Origin of the sequence: Aliiglaciecola sp. M165, assembly GCF_007197995.1 — a bacterium.
Classification (GTDB): domain Bacteria; phylum Pseudomonadota; class Gammaproteobacteria; order Enterobacterales; family Alteromonadaceae; genus Aliiglaciecola.
Map to the genome: position 1 here is coordinate 158,095 of NZ_VKKH01000002.1, position 21,292 is coordinate 179,386.

General features: G+C 44.1%; 16 protein-coding genes. 6 read left to right on the forward strand and 10 right to left on the reverse strand.

The genetic code is table 11. The features are described 5' to 3' along the window. Nucleotides 1-99: 99 nt before the first annotated feature. A complete protein-coding gene (locus tag FM019_RS02935; RefSeq protein WP_143834414.1) occupies nucleotides 100-1,446 on the reverse strand; it encodes a sigma-54-dependent transcriptional regulator in 1,347 nt (448 codons plus the stop codon). Then, complete coding sequence (locus FM019_RS02940; RefSeq protein ID WP_143834415.1) at nucleotides 1,446-2,870, reverse strand: sensor histidine kinase; 1,425 nt, start codon at nucleotides 2,868-2,870, stop codon at nucleotides 1,446-1,448. Before FM019_RS02940 ends, FM019_RS02935 begins: the two co-directional genes overlap by 1 nt. Before the next feature lie 313 nt (nucleotides 2,871-3,183). Between FM019_RS02940 and FM019_RS02945 the strand changes: the two genes are divergently transcribed. Further along, entirely contained in the window at nucleotides 3,184-3,762 is a 579-nt protein-coding gene (locus FM019_RS02945) for a hypothetical protein (RefSeq protein WP_143834416.1), read from the forward strand. 176 nt (nucleotides 3,763-3,938) lie between these two features. On the opposite strand, the gene FM019_RS02950 is transcribed toward FM019_RS02945, so the two are convergent. The 6 genes from FM019_RS02950 to FM019_RS02975 form a co-directional block, all read right to left on the reverse strand. Further along, nucleotides 3,939-4,529 (reverse strand): gamma-glutamylcyclotransferase, encoded by a 591-nt coding sequence (locus tag FM019_RS02950; RefSeq protein ID WP_143834417.1) that lies wholly within the window; start codon nucleotides 4,527-4,529, stop codon nucleotides 3,939-3,941. Between the two features lie 83 nt (nucleotides 4,530-4,612). Then, nucleotides 4,613-5,473 (reverse strand): class I SAM-dependent methyltransferase, encoded by an 861-nt coding sequence (locus FM019_RS02955; RefSeq protein ID WP_143834418.1) that lies wholly within the window; start codon nucleotides 5,471-5,473, stop codon nucleotides 4,613-4,615. Between the two features lie 145 nt (nucleotides 5,474-5,618). Then, on the reverse strand, nucleotides 5,619-7,049 hold the full coding sequence (locus FM019_RS02960; RefSeq protein ID WP_143834419.1) for an aldehyde dehydrogenase family protein: 1,431 nt from the start codon (nucleotides 7,047-7,049) through the stop codon (nucleotides 5,619-5,621). Between the two features lie 12 nt (nucleotides 7,050-7,061). Next, complete coding sequence (locus tag FM019_RS02965; protein WP_143834420.1) at nucleotides 7,062-8,702, reverse strand: acetolactate synthase large subunit; 1,641 nt, start codon at nucleotides 8,700-8,702, stop codon at nucleotides 7,062-7,064. A 276-nt stretch (nucleotides 8,703-8,978) separates the two neighbouring features. Then, on the reverse strand, nucleotides 8,979-9,653 hold the full coding sequence (locus FM019_RS02970; RefSeq protein WP_143834421.1) for a DJ-1/PfpI family protein: 675 nt from the start codon (nucleotides 9,651-9,653) through the stop codon (nucleotides 8,979-8,981). 3 nt (nucleotides 9,654-9,656) lie between these two features. Next, complete coding sequence (locus FM019_RS02975; protein WP_143834422.1) at nucleotides 9,657-10,259, reverse strand: TetR/AcrR family transcriptional regulator; 603 nt, start codon at nucleotides 10,257-10,259, stop codon at nucleotides 9,657-9,659. 151 nt (nucleotides 10,260-10,410) lie between these two features. Between FM019_RS02975 and FM019_RS02980 the strand changes: the two genes are divergently transcribed. From FM019_RS02980 to FM019_RS02990, 3 genes are read left to right on the forward strand one after another with little or no spacing between them, the layout of a single operon-like run. Further along, nucleotides 10,411-11,331, forward strand: coding sequence for an ATP-dependent zinc protease (locus FM019_RS02980; RefSeq protein ID WP_221934350.1), 921 nt, complete (start codon nucleotides 10,411-10,413; stop codon nucleotides 11,329-11,331). A gap of 22 nt (nucleotides 11,332-11,353) precedes the next feature. Next, complete coding sequence (locus tag FM019_RS02985) at nucleotides 11,354-12,859, forward strand: inactive transglutaminase family protein (RefSeq protein WP_143834423.1); 1,506 nt, start codon at nucleotides 11,354-11,356, stop codon at nucleotides 12,857-12,859. 3 nt (nucleotides 12,860-12,862) lie between these two features. After that, nucleotides 12,863-13,852, forward strand: a complete 990-nt coding sequence (locus tag FM019_RS02990; protein ID WP_143834424.1) for an alpha-L-glutamate ligase-like protein — start codon at nucleotides 12,863-12,865, stop codon at nucleotides 13,850-13,852. A 37-nt stretch (nucleotides 13,853-13,889) separates the two neighbouring features. On the opposite strand, the gene FM019_RS02995 is transcribed toward FM019_RS02990, so the two are convergent. Then, nucleotides 13,890-15,002: a helix-turn-helix domain-containing protein gene (locus FM019_RS02995; RefSeq protein ID WP_143834425.1), complete on the reverse strand. Its 1,113-nt coding sequence runs from the start codon at nucleotides 15,000-15,002 to the stop codon at nucleotides 13,890-13,892. A gap of 7 nt (nucleotides 15,003-15,009) precedes the next feature. Then, nucleotides 15,010-16,587 carry an inorganic triphosphatase gene (locus tag FM019_RS03000; protein ID WP_221934351.1) on the reverse strand — a complete coding sequence of 526 codons (1,578 nt, stop codon included), beginning with the start codon at nucleotides 16,585-16,587 and terminating at the stop codon, nucleotides 15,010-15,012. A gap of 65 nt (nucleotides 16,588-16,652) precedes the next feature. Here FM019_RS03000 and FM019_RS03005 point away from each other — a divergent pair, with 65 nt between their 5' ends. Next, complete coding sequence (locus tag FM019_RS03005) at nucleotides 16,653-17,258, forward strand: TIGR04211 family SH3 domain-containing protein (RefSeq protein ID WP_143834427.1); 606 nt, start codon at nucleotides 16,653-16,655, stop codon at nucleotides 17,256-17,258. A 233-nt stretch (nucleotides 17,259-17,491) separates the two neighbouring features. Next, entirely contained in the window at nucleotides 17,492-21,289 is a 3,798-nt protein-coding gene (putA, locus tag FM019_RS03010; protein ID WP_143834428.1) for a bifunctional proline dehydrogenase/L-glutamate gamma-semialdehyde dehydrogenase PutA, read from the forward strand. Nucleotides 21,290-21,292 lie beyond the last annotated feature (3 nt).

Genomic DNA, 21,292 nt, shown 5'->3' on the forward strand with positions numbered 1-21,292 from the left:
TATTGCATTTATTTACTGTATTAGCTTTTCAAACCCAAACAATGTAAGAAATCTCGACAATTAAACGACCATACGAATATCGTTTAGCAGTGCGACTCGTCAATTCAAACCATGCTTATCCAAACGATACAAAAACGCTTTGTAACTGAGGTTTAAAAACTTGGCTGCCTTGGTACGGTTACCGTGATGACGCGCCAGCGCTTGATCAAGACAGTCTCTTTCAAACGCTTCCCAATCAAGTCCCTCATCAGGAAGTTGAAATGTGTCGGATTTAGCGATGGCGATGGATTCTGGCTGTTCCTCCAACTCTTTCTCATCGCCTAATAACACAAAGCGTTCAATTCGATTAGCCAACTCTCTGACATTGCCAGGCCATGTGTGATTCAACAAAGCTTTCATAGCCTCTCGACTGACTTTAGGTTGTTCAATCTTGTAGCGATGGCAGCTCTTGTGCAGAAAAAAGGAGATTAGTGGGCCTATGTCTTCCTGTCTTTCTCTTAACGCAGGCATTTCGATGGGGACGATGTTGAGACGATAAAATAAATCTTCTCGGAATGTTCCATCCGAAACCATTTGAGCGAGATTTCTGTGGGTGGCGGCAATGACCCGCACATCCAGCTCAATATCCTGGCTGCTTCCTAGTGGGGTTACGCTACCTTCTTGTAAAAAACGTAGCAGCTTGGCTTGCAAGGATAATGGTAATTCACCTATTTCATCCAGGAACAAGGTGCCATGGTGAGCACTTTCCAACTTGCCTATTTTGTCTTCATTCGCCCCCGTGTAGGCACCTTTTCGCGCACCAAACAATTCTGCTTCTGCCAGCGATTCTGGGATCGCACCGCAATTCACTGCAACAAATGCGTTGTTCTGGCGAGACGAGAGTTTATGCAACGCCCTTGCGGCGAGCTCTTTGCCCGTGCCGCTTTCACCGGTAACCAAAACCGTGGCGTCAGTATTGGAAACGCGCTTAATTCGTTCATACACTTTTTGCATACAAGGCGCGTTACCTACCAACTCGACTAATTGCTGTTGCTCACCCAAGGCCTCGTTGAGCTGCTTATTTTGTGACCTTAGGCGGGTTGCTTTAAGGATTTTTTCAACGCATAACAACAGCTCCTGACGCTGGAAGGGTTTGGCCAGGTAATCATCAGCCCCAGCATTCATGGCTTCAACTGCGTGATTAATCGTGCCGTAAGCAGTGGCAATAGCGAAGCCCAATTCAGGCTGATTTCGACGAACGTAGTTAAGCAGTTCGATACCACTTAATTCACCAAGTTTCCAATCACTGAAAACCGCGTCAAACTGGTTTACTTTTACTGCCAGCACAGCCTCTTCGACGCTAGCGGCTGTGATCACATCAAATCCTTCTGTACAAAGAATATCGTTGATAAGTTGTTGCTGGCGTAAATCGTCTTCCACTAACAATATTTTTTGACCACTGCTCATTAAATACTTCCTGACTCTGGTGAACCTAGTGTGAGTGTCGCGATGCAGCCTCCCTCAGGGGTATTTTGCAAGGTGACATCTCCTTGATAATGAGATTGGGCAATACGCTTGGTAATGTACAATCCCATTCCAGCACCTTCTGATTTGCTGCTCACATGTGGCTTAAAAAGATTTTCCTGGATTGTTTTGGACAGTCCTGGGCCTTGATCAATCACGCGCACGACAACGTTTTGGACTGATCTTTCAGCAAAAACACTGACTTGATCATTTGCGCCAGATGCATCGCATGCATTGACCAACAAGGTATGTAACATAGAACGTATTTCTATATCAGAACCAATGAGTTGAATATCCTGAGATGGTGTGTAAATAACAGGAGGCGACCCAGCCATACTTAATTCCATAATAATGTCTTGGATCACTGTGTTTAATCGAACTGACTGATTGCGATCCACGCCAGTTGCGGTGAGGCTCAAAAGCGCTTTGATAGTATTGTCGATATGATTGATTTTTTGTCTGGCTTGATGAGCCAAGTCAATACGCTGATGTTCTGTCAAATCAGGCTGACTAATTTGTTCGATTGCTAAACCAATGGTATTGATAGGATTTCGCAAGGTGTGCGCTAACCCACGGGATATATCGCCTAGTTCGGCAAGTTGATGTTGCTGCTGGAAACGTTTTTCCATTTGATTGAGTTTTTCCAACCGCGAACTCATATGATTAAAACGCTCAAGTGTCGCTTTAACTTCCTGAACACCAGACGCCTCGATTTGTTTGCCCAACTTCCCTCTTTCCAAATCTAAGAAGCCGCTGGATAAGTCGGCCAATGGACGACTTATATGATTTGCCAACCAGTAGGCAAACAGCAATCCCGCTGAGCAAATTCCAATAGTCAGCCAAATCAGATAATCCAAATATTGATCGACAGCAGAACCCTGCTCATTAAACTGAACAACTTGTTGATGAATTTCATCATCGTTATTAAACCCTACCGAAAACGCATAATTGTTGCTAAAGGTGCCAAATTCCATTTGATCTAGTCGACGTCTTAATTGCTGTCTAACCATTCCCGTGTGCGCCGCTGAAACTCGCTGGACAGTCACTGTTTGGCTTTGGTCACCGGTGACAAATTGATAACCATCACCTAAATCTACTACTTCAGCAGGCGTTTTCTTGATATTTATCACGACACTTGAGTTATTCTCCCAAACAATAGGTTCGTCGGGTTGCAACGGCAGCGTCTTAACTAATAAATCCACCGCCTGCTCAGACAGCGTGCGGCTCTTGCTCTCTACCTCAGACGCCATTTGCTCCTGAACATAAGAGATCATAAATAGCTGCAACCCCGCGAGAAGCACCACAAATAAAGCGATGAGAATAAACAAATAACGCTGCAATGACATGGAATAAATAGACTGATTCATAAATAATGGACTAACAAATTAATATCAAGAATTGAGCCATTCTGCTTAGTTTCTAAGCGCATGATTTTATTGGAAATATGATATTAAGCTTAGCGTACTTTTGGCATTTATTCCCCATATGGGGATATTTGATCCCCATATGCAGAAATTAAACTAGGAGATTCGTTGTCATTCACCCAAAAAAACAAGTAACCAACTGTAATATATAGATAATTTAATACTGGCATAAGGATTGTTTATCACTTTATTGAGTGAATGATTGTGGTGGCCTAAATCCACGCAATCCAATAAAACAATTTTTTGGAGAAATAATATGAACCTTTTAGTGAAAAATCTGATTGCAGGAATGGTCGTGGGCTCGCTGACCTTGGCAGGTGCGGTAATTGCTCAAGACAACGAAAAGGCGCTACACAAATTTGTCGAAGTTAAAGCTAAAAAAGATGAAAATGTGGTTATCAAAGTGGACAACGATGGCAATACTGAATCGGTAATCTTTACTGCTGATGAGTTAAGTAATGATGATCTTATTGATACAAAATTAGCTCACCTTGACGAAGACACGAAAGAAACGGTTCTACAAGCACTGAATAGTGTTAAACAGGTAGTCTCAGAAGGATTTGATGTTGACGATTTAGCATCAGGTATGGAGAGAAAAGTGGTTGTCATGCACAAAGGTGACGGCGCGCTTGTAAATGTCACCGGTGACGTTGACTATGATTTTGACGTCGTTCATGAAGACGGACACAAGTCTATTCGCAAGCATATTATTATTGGTGATGAAACCAAGGTACTCAAAGGTCACACAGACGCCATCGTTAAACTGATCGAGCGCGGTGAGTTTAGTTATGAAGAGCTAGATAAAATTCAGGTGGCTTTGGATGCAAAACGATAGTCTGCGTCCGACCAGCGTCTCATCTGGCGAAACGTTCGACTTCGCTCGAAGCGCTCTGTGATTTATTCCCCTATCAAGGCGAGAATTATACCAATCCACATAATGAACAGCGAAGAGAGGGGGATAAATAGCGGTGTTTACGGGCGTTGTTTATCCGGGATTGGAGTTATTTAGCCTCAGGTATTGTTAACCTGGGGCGAATTTGAATAACGATCACAAAGCGCTTTTTCAATTGCAAAAACATGTTCGTCTACTTCATTGTTCGCCCTGAGTGCATCAGCCAATTGAAACAGGTAGTCTTTATTCTCTCCACTTGGTCCCGACGAGTTGAGAATTTGTTTGGCGATATCTTCGATGCTTGCATGTCCAAGATAGGCAGCATTGTCCGGACTGGCGATATAAACCAACCCCTGAACGATACGATTACTGGATAAGTGAATATCAATAGAGTGCCGAAGATAGCCGTTTTTTTCACGATGATCCAAATGATCAAATACCTGGTGTTCCACCTTGAAGGCTTTACCAAAACATGTTGCTCCCTCAACTGGCGTTAGGGTTAATACTCGACCTGGCTTTTCAGGTGTACCACGGTGATCATGACTGCCCTGCCAAAAGCGTCGCTCAAAGCCATGAATATGGGCGTTCTCACAAGCAATGTGGTCAAAGTCCACTTTGTAAATCAAGGACCCATAACCGAATACCCAAGTATCATCAAAATCAGTCAGGTTTTGCCTTTGTTTATTTAATGCTTGGGTGTCAAAAACCACGCCTGTTGTTCTCCGCAATTTAATGTTAATTAAAAAGGCCGCAATACAATGCGGCCTGTTACTACATGGATAAACTGCTGGAGCTATTTTTTCTTAAACAACAAGGTCATGCGATCCGATTCACCTATAGCCGTCATCGCCGCACGTTTCGCTTCGTCTTCTCCCACACCGTTGTATGAAGGAGGCAAGCGCCAAACTATATCACTGTCGCTTGGCTTGTCCTTTGGGTTGGCATTAATTTCAGACGTTGCAACCAGTTCAAAACCCGCGTTTTCAAACGATGTAATCACTTCTGACTGTTTAAGATAACCTCTTTGCCCTTGTGTCGCGGTAGTAGATGCTTCAGGTAATCTATGCTGTACAACGCCTACCATGCCGCCTTTTTTGAGTAGTTTATGCATGACCTGTAGTGCTTGTGTCATGGTGCCCGCGTCTTCTTCGAAGCGATTCAAATTGTGAAGCGCTCGAATCGCTAGAACTCGATCGACCGTTCCTTCTAACTCTTCGGGCATGGTAGCAAACGTAAAACCTTTGGTCGCAATGCCATTGTCGGTAAATTCAGCCACCATGGATGGAAATTTGTCTGTTCTGGATACAAAATCATCGATGCGTTCCTGGCTAAAAAAGCCAAATCTCGGCCACATGTCGTCCGCATAATTTATCCCATAAAGCTTACCTTCTGAGCCAAGGTAGTTCGCCACAATATTGGAGTACCAGCCGCCGCCGGGTAGTGCTTCAGCCACTGTCATACCGGGCTCTACTCTAAAAAACGCTAATGTTTTAGCAGGGTTTCGATAGACGTCCCGTTCCTTAGCTTCGGCACTACGCGCATCTACGGCGGCTTTAATTTCTTGCACGTAAGAGCTTTTTTTCTCAGCTGTGGCACAACCAGATAGCGCAATAGCCGATGCGATAAGCGCGACTTTAAAAATAGATTTCTTCATCGTAGATCCCTGTAACTGTTATTAGGTTTAGCTCAATCAGATTAGGGTACCCTAAACCCAGTCCGAGTATTTTCGATTAAGCCTAAAAAACCAACCATTCATCGTCTTATAAGAATTTATGGGCATACTATGCCCACATTGTTTTCTATTTTGGTGTTCTTATTACCATGAGACGAATTTCGGTCATGTCTTCAATGGCAAAACGAATACCTTCTCGACCTAAACCCGACTCCTTGACACCACCGTAGGGCATATTGTCAACGCGCCAGCTTGGCACGTCACCAATCACAACGCCCCCTACATCCAACACATCCCAAGCTTTGTGTGCTTTGTAAAGGTCGCGAGTAAATACTCCTGCCTGCAAACCAAACTGGCTGTTGTTAACCTCTTCCAACGCTTGATCAAAATCTGCAAAGGGCGCGATTGTCGATACTGGCCCAAAGGCCTCTTCAGTATTTATATTGGCATCACTGGGTACATTCTCCAAAATAGTCGCCCGGAGCATTGCGCCATCACGTTTGCCACCGCACAGCACGTCAGCCCCTACTTGCCGAGCTTCGTCAATCCATTTATCCAGTCGGGTCGCTTCGGATTCGGAGATCATCGGCCCTATAAAGGTTTTTTCGTCAAGCGGGTCGCCGTGAACTAGGTTTGCAACTTTTTCAACGTAGCGCTGTTTAAAATCGTCATAAATAGATTGATGAATCAAAATGCGCTGAACACTGATACAGCTTTGTCCAGATTGATAATAGGCGCCGAACACAATTCGCTCAACGGCATCATCCAAGTCGGTGTCTTCGTCAACAATACAACCCGCGTTACCACCTAACTCAAGGATCACGGGCTTTTTGCCTGCACGAGCCTTGAGGTCCCAACCGACATCAGGCGACCCGGTAAAGCTCAACAACTTGAATCGGTCATCGGTTGTGAATAAATCCGCGCCATCACGAGAACAAGGTAAAATAGAAAATGCCCCTTCCGGTAAATCTGTTTCCGCAAGCACCTCGCCCATAATTAGAGCGCCAAGAGGTGTGCGGCTTGCTGGTTTTAATACAAAGGCACAACCTACTGCCAGCGCCGGTGCAACTTTGTGCGCTGCCAGATTAAGCGGGAAATTAAACGGTGAAATAAATGAACAAGGCCCAATAGGAACCTTTTTATACATGCCTTGATAACCATCAGCACGAGGGGTCACTTCGAGATTCATCACTTCCCCACTAATACGCACCGACTCTTCAGCAGCAATTCTGAACGTATCAATCAGTCGAGTCACTTCGCCTCTCGCATCCTTGATGGGTTTACCCGCCTCAATACACAACGCGTAGGCCAATTCTTCAAAGCGTTCTTCGAACCGTTTGACGCAATGATTCAACACGTTTTGCCTTTCGTAAGGCTTCATTGCATTAAGCGCTTCCTGGCTTTTTTCTGCCGCGGCAATCGCTTTGTCGATGACGTCGGCCTGAGCCATGGCCACTGTTGTTGCAGCGTCACCAGTGTATTTGTTGGTCACTACCAAATCTTGATTCGCGTAAACCGCTTTGTTGGCTAAGTAATATGGATAGGCTTTTTTTAACATGTTAGTCAGCTCCTACAATTTCTGGCTTAGTTCGCGGATCGTTTTGTTTAAGGTTTCGTCGTTTAACGAATAATCAACGGGAACGTCAATCAGGTGCACAGCCGGTTCATTTAAACATGCCTGTACTCTAGGCAACAATTCTTCTGCAGAGTGTATTCTCCAGCCTTTTGCACCGTAACTTTCTGCATATTTAACGAAATCTGGATTGCCATAATCCAGACCAAAATTCTCAAATTCCATGTTGGCTTGTTTCCACTTGATCATGCCGTATGCGTCGTCTCGCAAAATTATCACAACAATATGCAGATTCAGTCTTACAGAGGTTTCCATTTCCTGACTGTTCATCATAAAACCACCGTCTCCGCACACCGTTATCACCGCTTTTTCTGGATAAACGATTTTGGCTGCCATCGCCGATGGCAAGCCAGCGCCCATCGTGGCCAAGGCATTGTCGAGTAACAGGGTGTTGGGCAAGTACGCCGGATAGTTGCGCGCAAACCAAATCTTGTAGACACCGTTGTCTAAGGTAACAATGCCGTCTTTGGGCATCGCTTTGCGAATGTCTCGCACAAAACGTTCAGGAAGAATCGGAAATCTGTCGTCATTTTCTGATGCACTGCGATGGGCGATGTACGCGTCGTGCACATCACAATAAAAATCTAACTTCCAGTGGGATTGAGGTTTGATGTCTTGCTTCATGCGCCAAATACTGTTGGCAATATCTCCTACTACCTCAAGTTGCGGGAAGTAAACGGGATCAACCGCAGCGGAATCAAAATTCACATGAATCACTTGCTTACCATCGTCGCTCATGAAAAAGGGTGGTTTTTCCACGACATCATGGCCAACATTTATGATCAGATCGGCTCTGGAAATAACTCTATGCACAAAATCGCCGTCAGACAGCGCAGTGTTGCCCATAAATAAATCGCCACTTTCGTCCAAAACACCTTTACCCATTTGTGTGGTGATATAAGGAATACCGGTTTTCTCGACAAACTCTTTGAGCATTTTAGCTGTCAGTTTTCGGTTCGCACCTGCGCCAATCACCAACACTGGTGATGTGGCATTTTCGACCATGTCGATGGCTCGAGCGATGGATTTGTCTTCTGCAATGGGTCTGCGTACTGTACTGGCTTCAAGTAGCTTGGTGGTTGTTTGTTCCGCCGCAATATCTTCAGGAAGTTCGATGTGTACGGCACCTGGACGTTCTTCATGAGCCAAACGAAATGCTTCTCTTACCACTGAGGGTATTCTGTCGCCACTGACCACTTGTGCAGTGTATTTTGTGATAGGACGCATCATGTCTACGGCATCAATCACCTGGAAGCGCCCTTGTTTGCTGGTCTTAATTGGCTTCTGACCGGTTATCATCAACATTGGCATTGCTCCAAGCTGAGCATATGCTGCTGGGGTAACCAAGTTGGTTGCACCGGGCCCTAACGTTGATAAACAAACCCCCACTTTTCCGGTCAATCTACCGTAGGTAGCGGCCATAAACCCTGCGCCTTGTTCGTGTCGGGTTAAGATCAGCTTGATAGACGAGTTACGAAGTGATTCCAGTAAATCGAGGTTTTCCTCGCCGGGGATACCAAATACATATTCTACCCCTTCTGCTTCTAACGCTTTTACAAATAGATCTGATGCCTTCATGTCTTCCCCTAAACCGTTGTCTCGACCAGTGCGAAGTCTTTCTGCACTGATGACTGCTTGCGCATTAAATAACTGATGTATGACTAAAAAATGGGTCTGTTATTCTTCGTTAGTAAAGATAGACCAATTCGACACAAACGTGATGAATTGTAAGTAGTTAGCCACGATTACTTTTACAAAGAACAGTCTATCGACAAATAAAATTCAAATTAAGTGATTAAATTTGATTGATTTAATCGGTTATAAGAATTAGAAACTCATTTTTGTTCAATCTTTTCACGATAAAAACTTTGCCTGAGCGGCTTGATAGTACTGTCCAAACTTGCGACTTAACTTAGCCATTTGGGATTTGGGTAGCGTGTAACTTGAAAATAGATGAAATTGATTGGGAAAATACTCCACGCCAAATCGGATATCTCTAGCATGGTTTTTTGACACTAATTTTTCAAGTAGGTAAAACGCCATATCAATGCCCGCAGACACACCTGAAGCTGTCACGTACTTACCACTTTGCACAAAGCGTTTGCGCTGCGGTTTAACACCCAGTTCAGCGAGTTGTTTCAAGCAAGCCCAATGGGTACAGGCTCTATGTCCATTTAGGATTTGCGCTTTGGCTAAAATTAGCGACCCTGTGCATACCGACGTCGTCAGCAAAGTGCTACGGTCAAGTTCTTTAATCCAATCCAGAATCGCTTGATTTTCCATTACAGCTTTGTCGCCGGGTCCCCCTGGAATTAACAAAATATCCGTTGTTTTCACGCTGTCATATATAGGCAAACTGTGCAAATCAAAACTACTTAAGTCGTTGGTTATTGGTGAAGCTTGTGTAGCAACCCAAGTCACGTCAAAATTCGGGCTATTGGCAAGCACTTCGTTTGGCCCTACTGCGTCAAGCATTGTCATACCTGGGTATGCAAGAATTGTAACGGAGAGCTTAGTTTTGCCTTGCATAGATTATTCCTCCGCAAGTGAATATTGGATAAGTGTGCTGATTTGAGTCATGAAGATCTTGTCTGCATTTTCAGAACCAATGAGGTTCCTATTGATATTGTGTGAGAGGTAATAGCCGTAGCTTGTCAGGCTAAAGTGTTGTGGATCAACGTCTGCAGAAAATATTCCAGCATCTATGTTTTTTTGCACTAAAGAGGCAATAAACTTCAAGTTCCGTTTTTGCTGATCAACAATACACCGCCTTACCTTACAATCATCACGATCTTGAAACTCTGAAATGGCTTTAACAAATGGACAGGTCATTTTCGGCTGATTTTTGTATTTGAACACCCAATTCTTCCAGTTTTGAAAGTAGTTTAATAAATGTTGCAACGGATCAGATGACACAGACGGCATTATCACCTGCGATTTAAATACCTGCTCACAATGTCTCAAAATGGCGATTTGCATATCAGCTTTATTGGCAAAATGCGATATAACACCTGTACGCGACATCGACATACGGCTTGCGATTTTGCCGATAGATATTTGCGCAAAGCCATGCTGTGCAACAAACCCCATCGCTTCTTCTAGTATACGTAGCTTAGTGTTTGAGCCTTTATCCACGCACGCACCCAAAAATAAATAAGAACAATTGTACTATTTTAACCTGAATAAAAAATAGTACAATTGTTCTTTTAATGAAAGCTGATTTTATATTCGAAATAATGTACACAAAAGAAACAATATAATGCGGGGAAAAGAAAACACTTAGTTTGTGTTTCGAGTAGTCTATGAGCATAATCAAGGAGTTATTGAACAAAGCAAAAGAAGTTGTGTCCTTAAGCCCCGGCTTCATATCAAAACGAATGAAGCGAAACAGGCACAATTTAAAATCGGCCAATTGGCCACACAATCGGTTAGGTTTTTATTGATGATTTTCACTCGGTTTAACACAAATATGCGCCACTTTGCCCTGCTATTCGCTGCCGCCAACATAGTCGCTTGTCAGACTACGGGAACCGCGACACAACAACAAACGCTCGACACCATAACCCAATCTGAGCAAAGGATTATCGAACGACTTGCTCAATTGGATGCCCGAGGAGAACAGAACGATGGCAATATCCAATCTTTACGAGATGAATTAAGTGCTTTAAAGCAACAAGTCGCCAAAAGTCAGGTAATGCTGGCTGACTACCTTTCCAAGAAAGAAAATAATGCGCCTACCCAAGCAGAATCTGCCAATCAAACTGTGGTGAACAATAACGGTGATTTTGTATTGGGCGCGCTCGAACACATCACCATTGAAGCGGTCAATCTTAGCTTTGATGCCCGAATTGATACCGGCGCTGCGACGTCCTCGATCAATGCTGTTGATATCGAAGTCTTCGAGAGAAACGGTGACGATTGGGTACGATTTCATGTACTAGACGATTCGAAAAAAGCCACAGATGAAAATTGGATAGAAGCGCCCGTGGTGCGCTTTGTCAATATCCGTCAAGCATCCAGTGAAGAGCCTGAACGACGCGCAGTAGTGAAACTTTGGACGCGATTAGGGGAGATGCGTGACAACAGCGAATTTACGCTTGCTGATCGCTCACATATGACACACCCCGTATTGTTGGGCCGTGAGTTTATTCGCGACGTTGCTGTTGTCGATGTGAGTAAAGAGTTTGTGCAATCAGACCCAAAATAATAATGATTAGCAAAGGATTTTTATGACCTCGAAAGTGCCCTTTTACATTGCTGTGATCGCGCTGGTGATCATAGGTATCGCAATGAGTATCATTCGACATCAAACCTACAATGTGCCCTGGGTGCCAGGTGAAACGCGTCAAATATGGGACATTGAAGCACGGATTGAATTTACTGCTAGAGGAAAAGAAGTCAAAGCCTCTCTGGCGGCGCCAAGCACCCAATCTGGATATACGTTAATTAACGAGTCGGCATCTTCACCTGGCTATGGGATATCTTACAACAGTACCAGCTCAGGGCGGCGTATAGAGTGGACGATCAGGGAAGCCAGCGGCCCACAAACCATTTACTACCGCTCACAATTTTTGGTTGATGAAAATACCAAACGCGATGTGACACCTCCCTCGCAGCCCATGCCTGAACCGAAACTCCCTAGCCTTGAATTATCAGCTGGAAAAGCCTTAGTTGAACTGGCGCGACAACGTTCAGCAGATAACTCGTCATTTACCAGAGAATTAATCAAAGCATTAAATGAACCCGAGAGCCAAAATGCCTCATTGTTGTTGCACACTAATAATAAAACGAATGCTTTGTATGCGCTGTTATCGATTGCCGAAATTCCGAGTAGAATTGTCGGAGTCATTGAGCTTGAAGACGGTCGCAGGCGACAGAATGTGCAGCAAATGATAGAGGTTTGGACCGGGGAAGATTGGCAATTGTTTTCGATCTCTGCGACACAAGACGGCAAGCAGCATCCGCTATTGATCTGGGACCAATCAAACGTATCTTTGCTCGATTTAATGGGCGGTAGTAATAGCAGAGTGGCATTCTCAATGATTGCCAGAAATATTTCTCCTACCGAGGCCACTGAAAGCAAGGCGGAAGCCGACGGGCTGCTCAACTTTTCTATTCATAGCCTGCCGCTTGAAGAACAGGCGATGTTCAAAACCATCATGATGATCCCGATTGGCGCCTTGATTGTCGTATTTTTACGGATCATTGTCGGGCTGAAAACCTCAGGAACCTTCATGCCCGTGCTGATAGCCGTAGCATTCGTGCAAACTCAATTGGTCACTGGTATCGTTGGATTTTTGCTGATTGTTGGCGTTGGACTGATTATTCGCAGCTACTTATCACGCCTAAATTTGCTGCTGGTAGCAAGGATTTCTGCAGTCATTATCACCGTCATTTTGATCATTTCGATTTTTACTGTCGTCGCGTTTAAAGTGGGTCTTACCGAAGGGCTTTCTATCACTTTTTTCCCTATGATCATTTTGTCATGGACAATCGAACGCATGTCAATTCTATGGGAAGAAGAAGGCGGTAAAGAAGTCATGTTACAAGGTGGAGGTTCCTTGATCACTGCGATTCTTGTTTACATCGCCATGACCAACGAATATTTGCAGCACCTGACTTTCAATTTTGTTGGATTGCAACTCATTGTTTTAGCAGGGATTCTCGTGCTGGGTACTTACACAGGTTATCGCCTGACCGAGCTACGAAGATTTAAACCACTGGTAAAGGACTGATCAATGTTGTCGACCCTGATAGATTTGGCAAAAATCCCATCACGTCTGAAAAGTAAAGGTGTGTTGGGCATGAATCAGCGCAACCATGCTTTCATAGGTCGCTACAATGACAGGGCCAAATATCCGTTGGTTGATGACAAACTCAAAACTAAGATTATCGCCCAACGTCATGGCGCCACAACGCCAGAAATGATTGGTGTGATACGTAATCAAGCCGAAGTAAAGTTGATCCATGACATGGTCAAAGACTGGCCGGGTTTTGTTATCAAACCAGCACAGGGAAGCGGTGGTAAAGGGATTTTAGTGATTGTTGATCATGATCAGCAGCGCTATAAAAAACCCTCGGGTAACGAAACCAGCCGACAAGAAGTGGAAAGACATGTTAGCAACGTATTATCCGGGCTATTTTCGTTAGGTGGTAAAACAGACGTAGCGATCGTTGAAAACTTAATATTGTTTGACGATTGCTTTGACGGTTTTACCTACGAAGGGGTACCAGATGTGCGGATTATCGTTTTCAAAGGTTATCCGGTTATGGCAATGATGCGCTGTTCAACTGCCGCATCAGATGGCAAAGCGAATTTGCACCAAGGTGCCGTAGGGGTAGGCTTGGATATCGCCAGTGGTAAAGCTATCAGAGCCGTTCAGTTTGAAAAGCCACTTACCCACCACCCTGATACTAAGGTTGACTTATCAACATTGGTGGTTCCCGACTGGCGGCGCCTACTTGAATTAGCCTGTAGCGCATGGGAAATGACAGGGCTAGGCTATATGGGCACCGACATGGTGCTAGACAGAACCAAAGGCCCCATGGTTTTAGAATTAAATGCACGTCCGGGACTGTCGATTCAAATTGCCAATGGAACAGGATTGATCCCTAGATTACGACATATCGAAAACCTTGAGGTCCCCATCAAATACCCAACACCTGAGCAACGGGTTGAATATTGCGTGCAACAATTTAGCACTGAAACTAAATTCAACTACATGTAATACCAATCCACACAAGCAGTATGTTGTCTACGCGATCTCAGTTTGAATTGTTTTCTTCTGGGTCTTGTTTGCCCATGATTTGGATGTATTTAATAAACATATTGCTCAAATATTTTTCTGAATTAAACCCGAGTCTCTTAGCGACACTGGTGACCTTTTGGTCGGTACGCATCAGGACTTTTTTGGCATATTCCAAGCGATAATGATAAATAAATGCGCGAAAGTTGCGTTTGAGGATCTTTCGTGTTGCCAGTGCAAGTGCGGCAGGTTCTACATCAGCAGCGTCAGCAAGTATCCTTAATCTTAGCCCCTTTCGCTTGTAGGCTTTGTGTTCAATAATCGCTAACTCGGCTTGTTTCAAAGCATAACTAAGATAATCTTCTGAATAGCCTTTACCGCTGAACTGGTTGTCTGTAAAAGGTGTCGGGGAATATCGCTGTTTCTGCAATAACAGTAAGAGTACAAACAATAAACTTGCCGCATTTAACATATTGAGGAACGTCTGCCATTGTGTAAATGGAAGTAAATCAAACACCACAATACCTATCATCGCGATATTGATAAATGCGACAGACATCATTACCAAGCAGCCGTTTGCGGTAATTTTCATCTCAAACATATCAACATCGACAACCTGGTCCGACAAATAAAAATGATAATTGCTGAAATACTCTGCTGCGTGAACAGCATAACTGAGTATGACAAAGGCACTGAATAAATATGTAGCGTAATATGGCCAATGATTAAGTACGTCGCCCATTGGCGGCGAAAACAACATGAGCTCTTTGGCTTCCACAGGTAACAACATAAATGGGATCTGCCCAGCGATCATGAGGATTGCAGGTATAAAAAACAGAATATGATTTTTAGCTATATGTTCGCTAGTGATTTTACGCACACTTAGCACAATTGTGGCGGCGATAACTGCAGGAACAAATTGAAATGCGCCTGCGATAAAGTGAAATACTTGAGAATAACCCGCTAACTTTAGCCACTCATCAGTTAAAATGAAGGGCCATAGAACGATTCCTGTCAGTACAAAGTTACCGTGAGGCAAGCGTTCGTACCTGACCCAAACGAGCATTAAAGCCACAAACCAACCCACCAGCATTGCACTGATTGAAAGTTGATAAAGGCTCATATCGTTCATTGTTGGTTTACCAAAAGTTTTCGACGTTCGACGCAAACGCTCTGCTTTGTTCTATAACGGTCAAAAGGTTGTTTTTCTTAACTTCACTCCAGGATAGCAATTCAGATTTGTCCTCAACATCGGTGCCCTGAAGTTTATTCTGTAACACATTGAGGGTTTTCAGTTCTTTGATCCCGAGAAAGATATCCTTCCACGGCGCAGTAAACTCTTCCCTTCGTGAAGCGGAGAAGCATTGCCCTAACAACACGTTGTAATTCAACGCGGTTTTTAAACGGCGGTACATCGCCATATAATCTGATTCACTAAAAGATATTTCCGATAATTTATCAATTAGGTTATACCACTGATTTTCAAGCTTTTTTTCTGCAAAGGCGCGAATATCCTTTTGAAAACGGCCTTTCTCGTTTCGCCATGGTTTATCCGTTAACATTTTTGAAAGTTTAATTTGCAGTATGGTGTTATCTTTTTCAGTGATCAAAAATTGCGGGCGAGACAAATTAAGGGTGCCGTCCTTGAGGCCACGAAGATAATTAAACAATGCGTCATGCTGAGCCAATTTTTTGCTGAACATTCCACGCTTAGAACTCAGTGCCTTAATACTTTCTAGTTGCTCAACCCATGCCCACTTGCGTAAACGAATAGACAAAGCGTTCTTCACGTCTAGCAACTCATCAGCATGGATCACGTCAGAGAATAACCGAAGACATTCTGACAATAAGTTCATGCCAGTATACACATCAACCAAATCGCTGATCTTTTGTGTTCGCATGTAACGATATTCAGCTTCCTGCCAGTATTTCATGCTATATTCCAAGCCTTTAACAAAAGCATCTTCGCAGCTGTCACCTCGCGTCAAGTCTACAGCTTTAAGAGAACGACGCTTTGGTGCGACTTGATGTTTAGCCAGCAAATAACCTCTAGCGGCTTTACTCAAATTGCCCAATTGACTGGGACAAACCTTGGCGATTTTTTCCGCCAGCTCAAAGAGTATTTTGACATTTCCACGCTTCAGCTCCAATTCGATTTCGGAAATGGAATCTTTACTTTCAGCTGTGCTAATGGTGCCTTGATCAAATGCAATCTCAACGTCAGTGTCGTTTGCCAAGCGCATTAAGAAAGTTTTTCTTTTAAAATCCGTATGAAAAACCTGAATAACAGAATCTTGCAACTCCTCGATATCGACTTTTTCAGGCCAGATGCTCGAGTCAAACAATGCCAAGTTGGGCTCAAGTGAGTCAATGGCCACATTGTACTCCGGCCTTTGATGCAGCCCGGCAACACTTTTTCCTGAGGTTTTAACCGTTTGCTCAATCCCTCTTTCACTACTACGCACCCGCAGCCCCATTTTTTGTTTACTCAGCAGCCAATCGGGGGTGTCAAAGTACTGATTGAACAATGTGTATTCTGATATCTCAATATTTGCCGAAAACTGACTTAACACCGTTGTCAGTTCCGAATCATCTATGCCTTCGGGTAACAGCAATTTTAACTCTATCTCATGTTCCATTAATGTAAGTAATTTCAGCCAATTAAGTGATGAGAACACGATACTCTTAAGCGCCGCGCAAGGCAATCCATCAAACACTGACTTGCCTTTGCACATCTGAAGCCATACCATTCGTGTATATTTTTATTCCGAACAGATGAGTTATGGGCAAGCTACAAATACTAGGTTTTATTATTTTATGTTGTTTAACGGCAAACACGACCGCACAGCAAGAGCCCAACGATGCGACGGGCGACATTCGTTATATCTCTGATGACTTGCAAACCTTTATGCATTCTGGCCCAGGGAGAAACTATCGCATTTTAGGCTCTGTGGTGGCAGGTACTCGAGTTACCGTTTTACAAGAAGACCAGGAAAAAGGTTTCATCGAAATCATCGACAACAACCAACGTACCGGTTGGGTTGAGACCCAATACATAATGAATCAACCGAGTATTCGCGCAGTGCTTCCGGGGTTGCAACAAGACTTAAGTGAAGTAAAACAAGAGCTGGTAGAAGAGCAACAAAGCAATGAGTTGCTCAATCAACAAGTTATGGATTTGACGAATCGAAACGAGCGTTTGATCAAAGATTTTGAAGCAGTAAAAAAAGACAACGAACGTCTGCAGAGAACTTTGGATACGCAAGATCAAACTGCGCAGATGCAATGGTTAACCCGAGGCGGCATCATTGCGCTGGTCAGCATTATCTTGGGTGTCATTATCGCCTACCTTCCGAAAAAACGTCGTCGCAACGACCAGTGGATGTAATGCCCATTCGTTAAGACTAGAGACTCGCGCAGTAAGTGCAGTGGGGGAATGATTAGAGCGTGTTTACCTTCACTGCACCATAGCGTAAATAATTCCTAACACATTTGCTAGTTACCCTGATTAACTAAATCCTGTTTTTTGATTGGTTCCGATGGATTTTTATTGTCGGATTAGCGATCGACTATTACACTCGCGCTGCATTAATAAAGTTCCTGTGCTAACGGAGGATGTCCATGCTATTTGAAGGTAATTTGGTTTCTGTTTGTCCTATTCGACAAAAAATTCGCGATTTCTATCGTATCGACGAAAACCTTGCTGTCGACCACATTTTGCCCGAAGCAGAAGTGTCCGTTAGCGCGAGAAGCCGAGCATGGGAAAGAGCACGAAAAATGGTGTTGCGCATTCGCCGTGAACAAGAAGGTCATGGAGGAGTAGACGCGCTACTTAACGAATACTCTCTATCTTCTGCCGAAGGTGTCGTGTTGATGTGTTTGGCTGAAGCATTATTGCGCATCCCTGACAAGAAAACCCAAGACGCCCTGATCCGCGACAAATTATCCAAAGGCGTTTGGACATCTCATTTAGGCAACAGTGATTCGCTATTTGTTAACGCTTCATCCTGGGGCTTATTGCTCACCGGTAACATGGTGTCGTACACCGATCATCGCAAGCGCGACAGCATTGGTTTATTGAAAAAAACCCTAGGAAAAATGGGTGAGCCGGTTATCCGAAAGGCGATGAATATCGCCATGAAAGTCATGGGTAAACAGTTTGTCATGGGCGAAAACATTAACGATGCATTAAATCGTGCTGAGGAAAAAGAACAACAGGGCTACGTTTATTCCTATGACATGTTGGGTGAAGGCGCACGGACTGCCAATGATGCACAACGTTATTTTGATGCCTATGTGGACGCTATTCATGCGATTGGTAAAGCCGCCAATGGAAAAGGTCCAAAACGCAGCCCAGGAATTTCCGTCAAATTATCTGCTATTCATCCGCGATATGAGTTTCTCAATCGTGACGAAGTGCTCAATGACATTCCCGCCAAACTGATGGAGCTGTGTTTGCTGTGCAAGCAGTATGATATTGGCCTCACCGTTGACGCTGAGGAAGCCGATCGGTTGGATATCTCTTTGGATATCATCGAAATCGTATTCAGTGATGAGCGATTGGGTGACTGGACGGGGTTCGGCTTAGCTGTACAAGCCTATCAAAAACGTGCGCTGTATGTGGTGGATTGGTTGCGTGATTTAACCCTAAAAACCAACCGCAAAATGATGACGCGTTTGGTCAAAGGTGCTTATTGGGATACCGAGATTAAAAACGCGCAAAAAGATGGTATGGAACATTTCCCAGTGTTCACACGCAAGTCATCAACGGACGTTTCTTATCATGCCTGCGCAAATCGTTTACTAGCCTACCGTGATACAATTTATCCGCAATTTGCTACCCACAACGCCTACACCGCTTCGGTTATTCTGGAATTGGCAGGGTCAGACAAAGAAGGTTTCGAGTTCCAATGTCTGCACGGCATGGGAGACAGTTTATACGACCAAATAGTAACCGAAGAAAGAGTGCAGTGCCGTGTTTATGCGCCTGTTGGTGAACATGAAGACCTGTTGGCGTATTTGGTTAGAAGACTGTTAGAAAACGGTGCAAACTCTTCGTTTGTTAATGCCATTGTTGATGACTCCAAACCAGTAGAGGATCTGCTTGAGGATCCTGTTGAAAAAACCCAACGATTGCAATTCAAATATAACGCACAAATCACCAAGCCTATCGATCTTTATGGTGATGAAAGGCCCAACTCTAAGGGATTGGACTTAACTGATATTAACAAAATCTCACCGCTTAAAATGGCCTTAGACAGATGGCAACAGAGTAATATCATTGAAGAAAATGCGGCAACAAGCAGCCACCTAACCAGGAACCCTGCAAATTTAGAAGAGATTGTCGGTCAGCTCGAATTTGATCAGCCGCAGAACATGCTACAAAAACTTACACAGGCTGAAACTGCTTTTGAAAGCTGGTCTGCTCTTCCGGTTAAAGAGCGCGCAGATATACTTAGACGTTCTGCGGACAGTCTGGAGCGACACTCTGATGAGCTGATCGCACTATGTATCAAAGAAGCCGGAAAAATAGCCCAAGATGCAGTCGACGAAATCCGAGAAGCTGTCGATTTTTGTCGATATTACGCAGCCAAGGCAGAAGAACTTGTGCAAGACGAACGTCTTTCTCCCCGCGGCGTGGTGTTGTGTATTAGCCCTTGGAATTTCCCTCTGGCTATTTTCCTTGGTCAAGTTGTCGCCGCACTGGTAACAGGAAATACCGTATTAGCCAAACCTGCTGAACAAACCAGTCTAATTGCCCTTCGCGCCGTGCAATTGATGGAGAATGTCGGGCTCCCCAAACACGTATTGCAGACACTGATCAATGTTGGGTCCGTAGTTGGCGACACGCTACTTTCTGATGAAAGAATCAAAGCGATAATCTTTACTGGTTCAACTCAGACAGGCAGTTTAATTTCTCGAGAACTTGCTAAACGAGGCACTGAACAAGTGCCACTGATTGCAGAAACCGGTGGCCAAAATTGTATGATCGTTGACTCTACAGCACTTCCAGAGCAAGTGATTGACGATGTGATTGCTTCCGGGTTCCAAAGCGCAGGACAACGGTGTTCCGCGCTGAGAGTGTTATTTTTGCAAGAAGATATTGCCGATACCATCATTGAGATGCTAATCGGTGCTATGCAAGAACTACGTATTGGTGACCCTGCATTGTTGTCAACCGATATTGGCCCCGTTATCGACACTAAGGCATTAACAAATCTCAATGCACATGCTGAGCAAATGAAATCATCAGCTAAACTCTTGTATCAATGTCCATTGTCCAAGGAAACAGAAAACGGCCACTTTTTTGCACCGAGACTATATGAAATTGATGACATAAGTGTATTGCAACGGGAAGTGTTTGGTCCTTGTGTTCATGTAGTGCGATTCAAAGAGAAGCACGTACTTGAAGTGATGGAACAAATCAACTCAACAGGCTTTGGCCTGACAATGGGTATCCACACACGGATCGACGAGAAGGCTGAAGAGCTGGCTCGTTTGTCAAAAGCCGGTAATGTTTACATAAACCGTAATATGATTGGTGCCATTGTTGGTGTTCAACCTTTTGGTGGAAGAGGCTTGTCAGGCACTGGCCCAAAAGCTGGCGGCCCTCACTATCTGTCTCGCTTGATGCTCGAAAAAGCCACACCAAAATTCGAAGAGGTTGTCATTCAGGATAATTTTGTGGAGGCTTTGGATGACTCACAAGAATATGATGCTGAAGCTGAGAAAATCGTTAACTGCGCCATGCATGTTGAACAACAATGGCGCTTAACAAATCTCACCTCTAGAATTTCGTGGGTACGACAACTTTTGGCCAAAATCGCCACCGTAGACATGATAGACGAGCTCGCAGACAACTTGGATCAAACCCTTGCAGAATCGAGAAATCAGCTGATCAAAATTGAAAAAATGCTGAAAAAGCCTACCTATCTGCCGGGCCCTACAGGGGAGTCGAACATCCTGTTTCTGGAACCACGGGGGATTTTACTCTGCTATGCAGATGAACAAGTAACCTTTGAATATTGGACTTTGTCATTGGTAACTGCCTTGGCAACAGGCAATGTAGCAATAGCCGTAGTGTCCGATCTGTTTTTTGATGAAGCAGTGGCCTTTGCTGAAAAATGGCGTTCTTTAGGCGCGCCAGACTCAGTCTTACAAGTTGCCAAGCAATCACAGTTGGAAACTTTGCTTAAAAACAAACATTTAGCCGGTGTTGTGCTGGACAGTCAAAGTCAGAGCAAGGCTTATATGACTCAAAAACTTGCTCAACGAGAGGGAGCAATTTTGCCCGTCATTACCGCTGAATATGCCGATAATTTGATTCAACGTCTTTTAACTGAGAAGACTGTGAGCATCGATACAACCGCCTCTGGTGGCAACACTCAGTTGATGACACTTGAAGAAAGTGAAGAATAAAAA

Coding starts and splice junctions, on each gene's coding strand:
- FM019_RS02940 (WP_143834415.1), bottom strand. CDS start 2,870: ATGAATCAGTCTATTTATTCCATGTCATTGCAGCGTTATTTGTTTATT.
- putA (WP_143834428.1), top strand. CDS start 17,492: ATGCTATTTGAAGGTAATTTGGTTTCTGTTTGTCCTATTCGACAAAAA.
- FM019_RS02995 (WP_143834425.1), bottom strand. CDS start 15,002: ATGAACGATATGAGCCTTTATCAACTTTCAATCAGTGCAATGCTGGTG.
- FM019_RS03005 (WP_143834427.1), top strand. CDS start 16,653: ATGGGCAAGCTACAAATACTAGGTTTTATTATTTTATGTTGTTTAACG.
- FM019_RS02990 (WP_143834424.1), top strand. CDS start 12,863: ATGTTGTCGACCCTGATAGATTTGGCAAAAATCCCATCACGTCTGAAA.
- FM019_RS02945 (WP_143834416.1), top strand. CDS start 3,184: ATGAACCTTTTAGTGAAAAATCTGATTGCAGGAATGGTCGTGGGCTCG.
- FM019_RS02960 (WP_143834419.1), bottom strand. CDS start 7,049: ATGTTAAAAAAAGCCTATCCATATTACTTAGCCAACAAAGCGGTTTAC.
- FM019_RS02985 (WP_143834423.1), top strand. CDS start 11,354: ATGACCTCGAAAGTGCCCTTTTACATTGCTGTGATCGCGCTGGTGATC.
- FM019_RS02970 (WP_143834421.1), bottom strand. CDS start 9,653: ATGCAAGGCAAAACTAAGCTCTCCGTTACAATTCTTGCATACCCAGGT.
- FM019_RS02965 (WP_143834420.1), bottom strand. CDS start 8,702: ATGAAGGCATCAGATCTATTTGTAAAAGCGTTAGAAGCAGAAGGGGTA.
- FM019_RS02955 (WP_143834418.1), bottom strand. CDS start 5,473: ATGAAGAAATCTATTTTTAAAGTCGCGCTTATCGCATCGGCTATTGCG.
- FM019_RS02935 (WP_143834414.1), bottom strand. CDS start 1,446: ATGAGCAGTGGTCAAAAAATATTGTTAGTGGAAGACGATTTACGCCAG.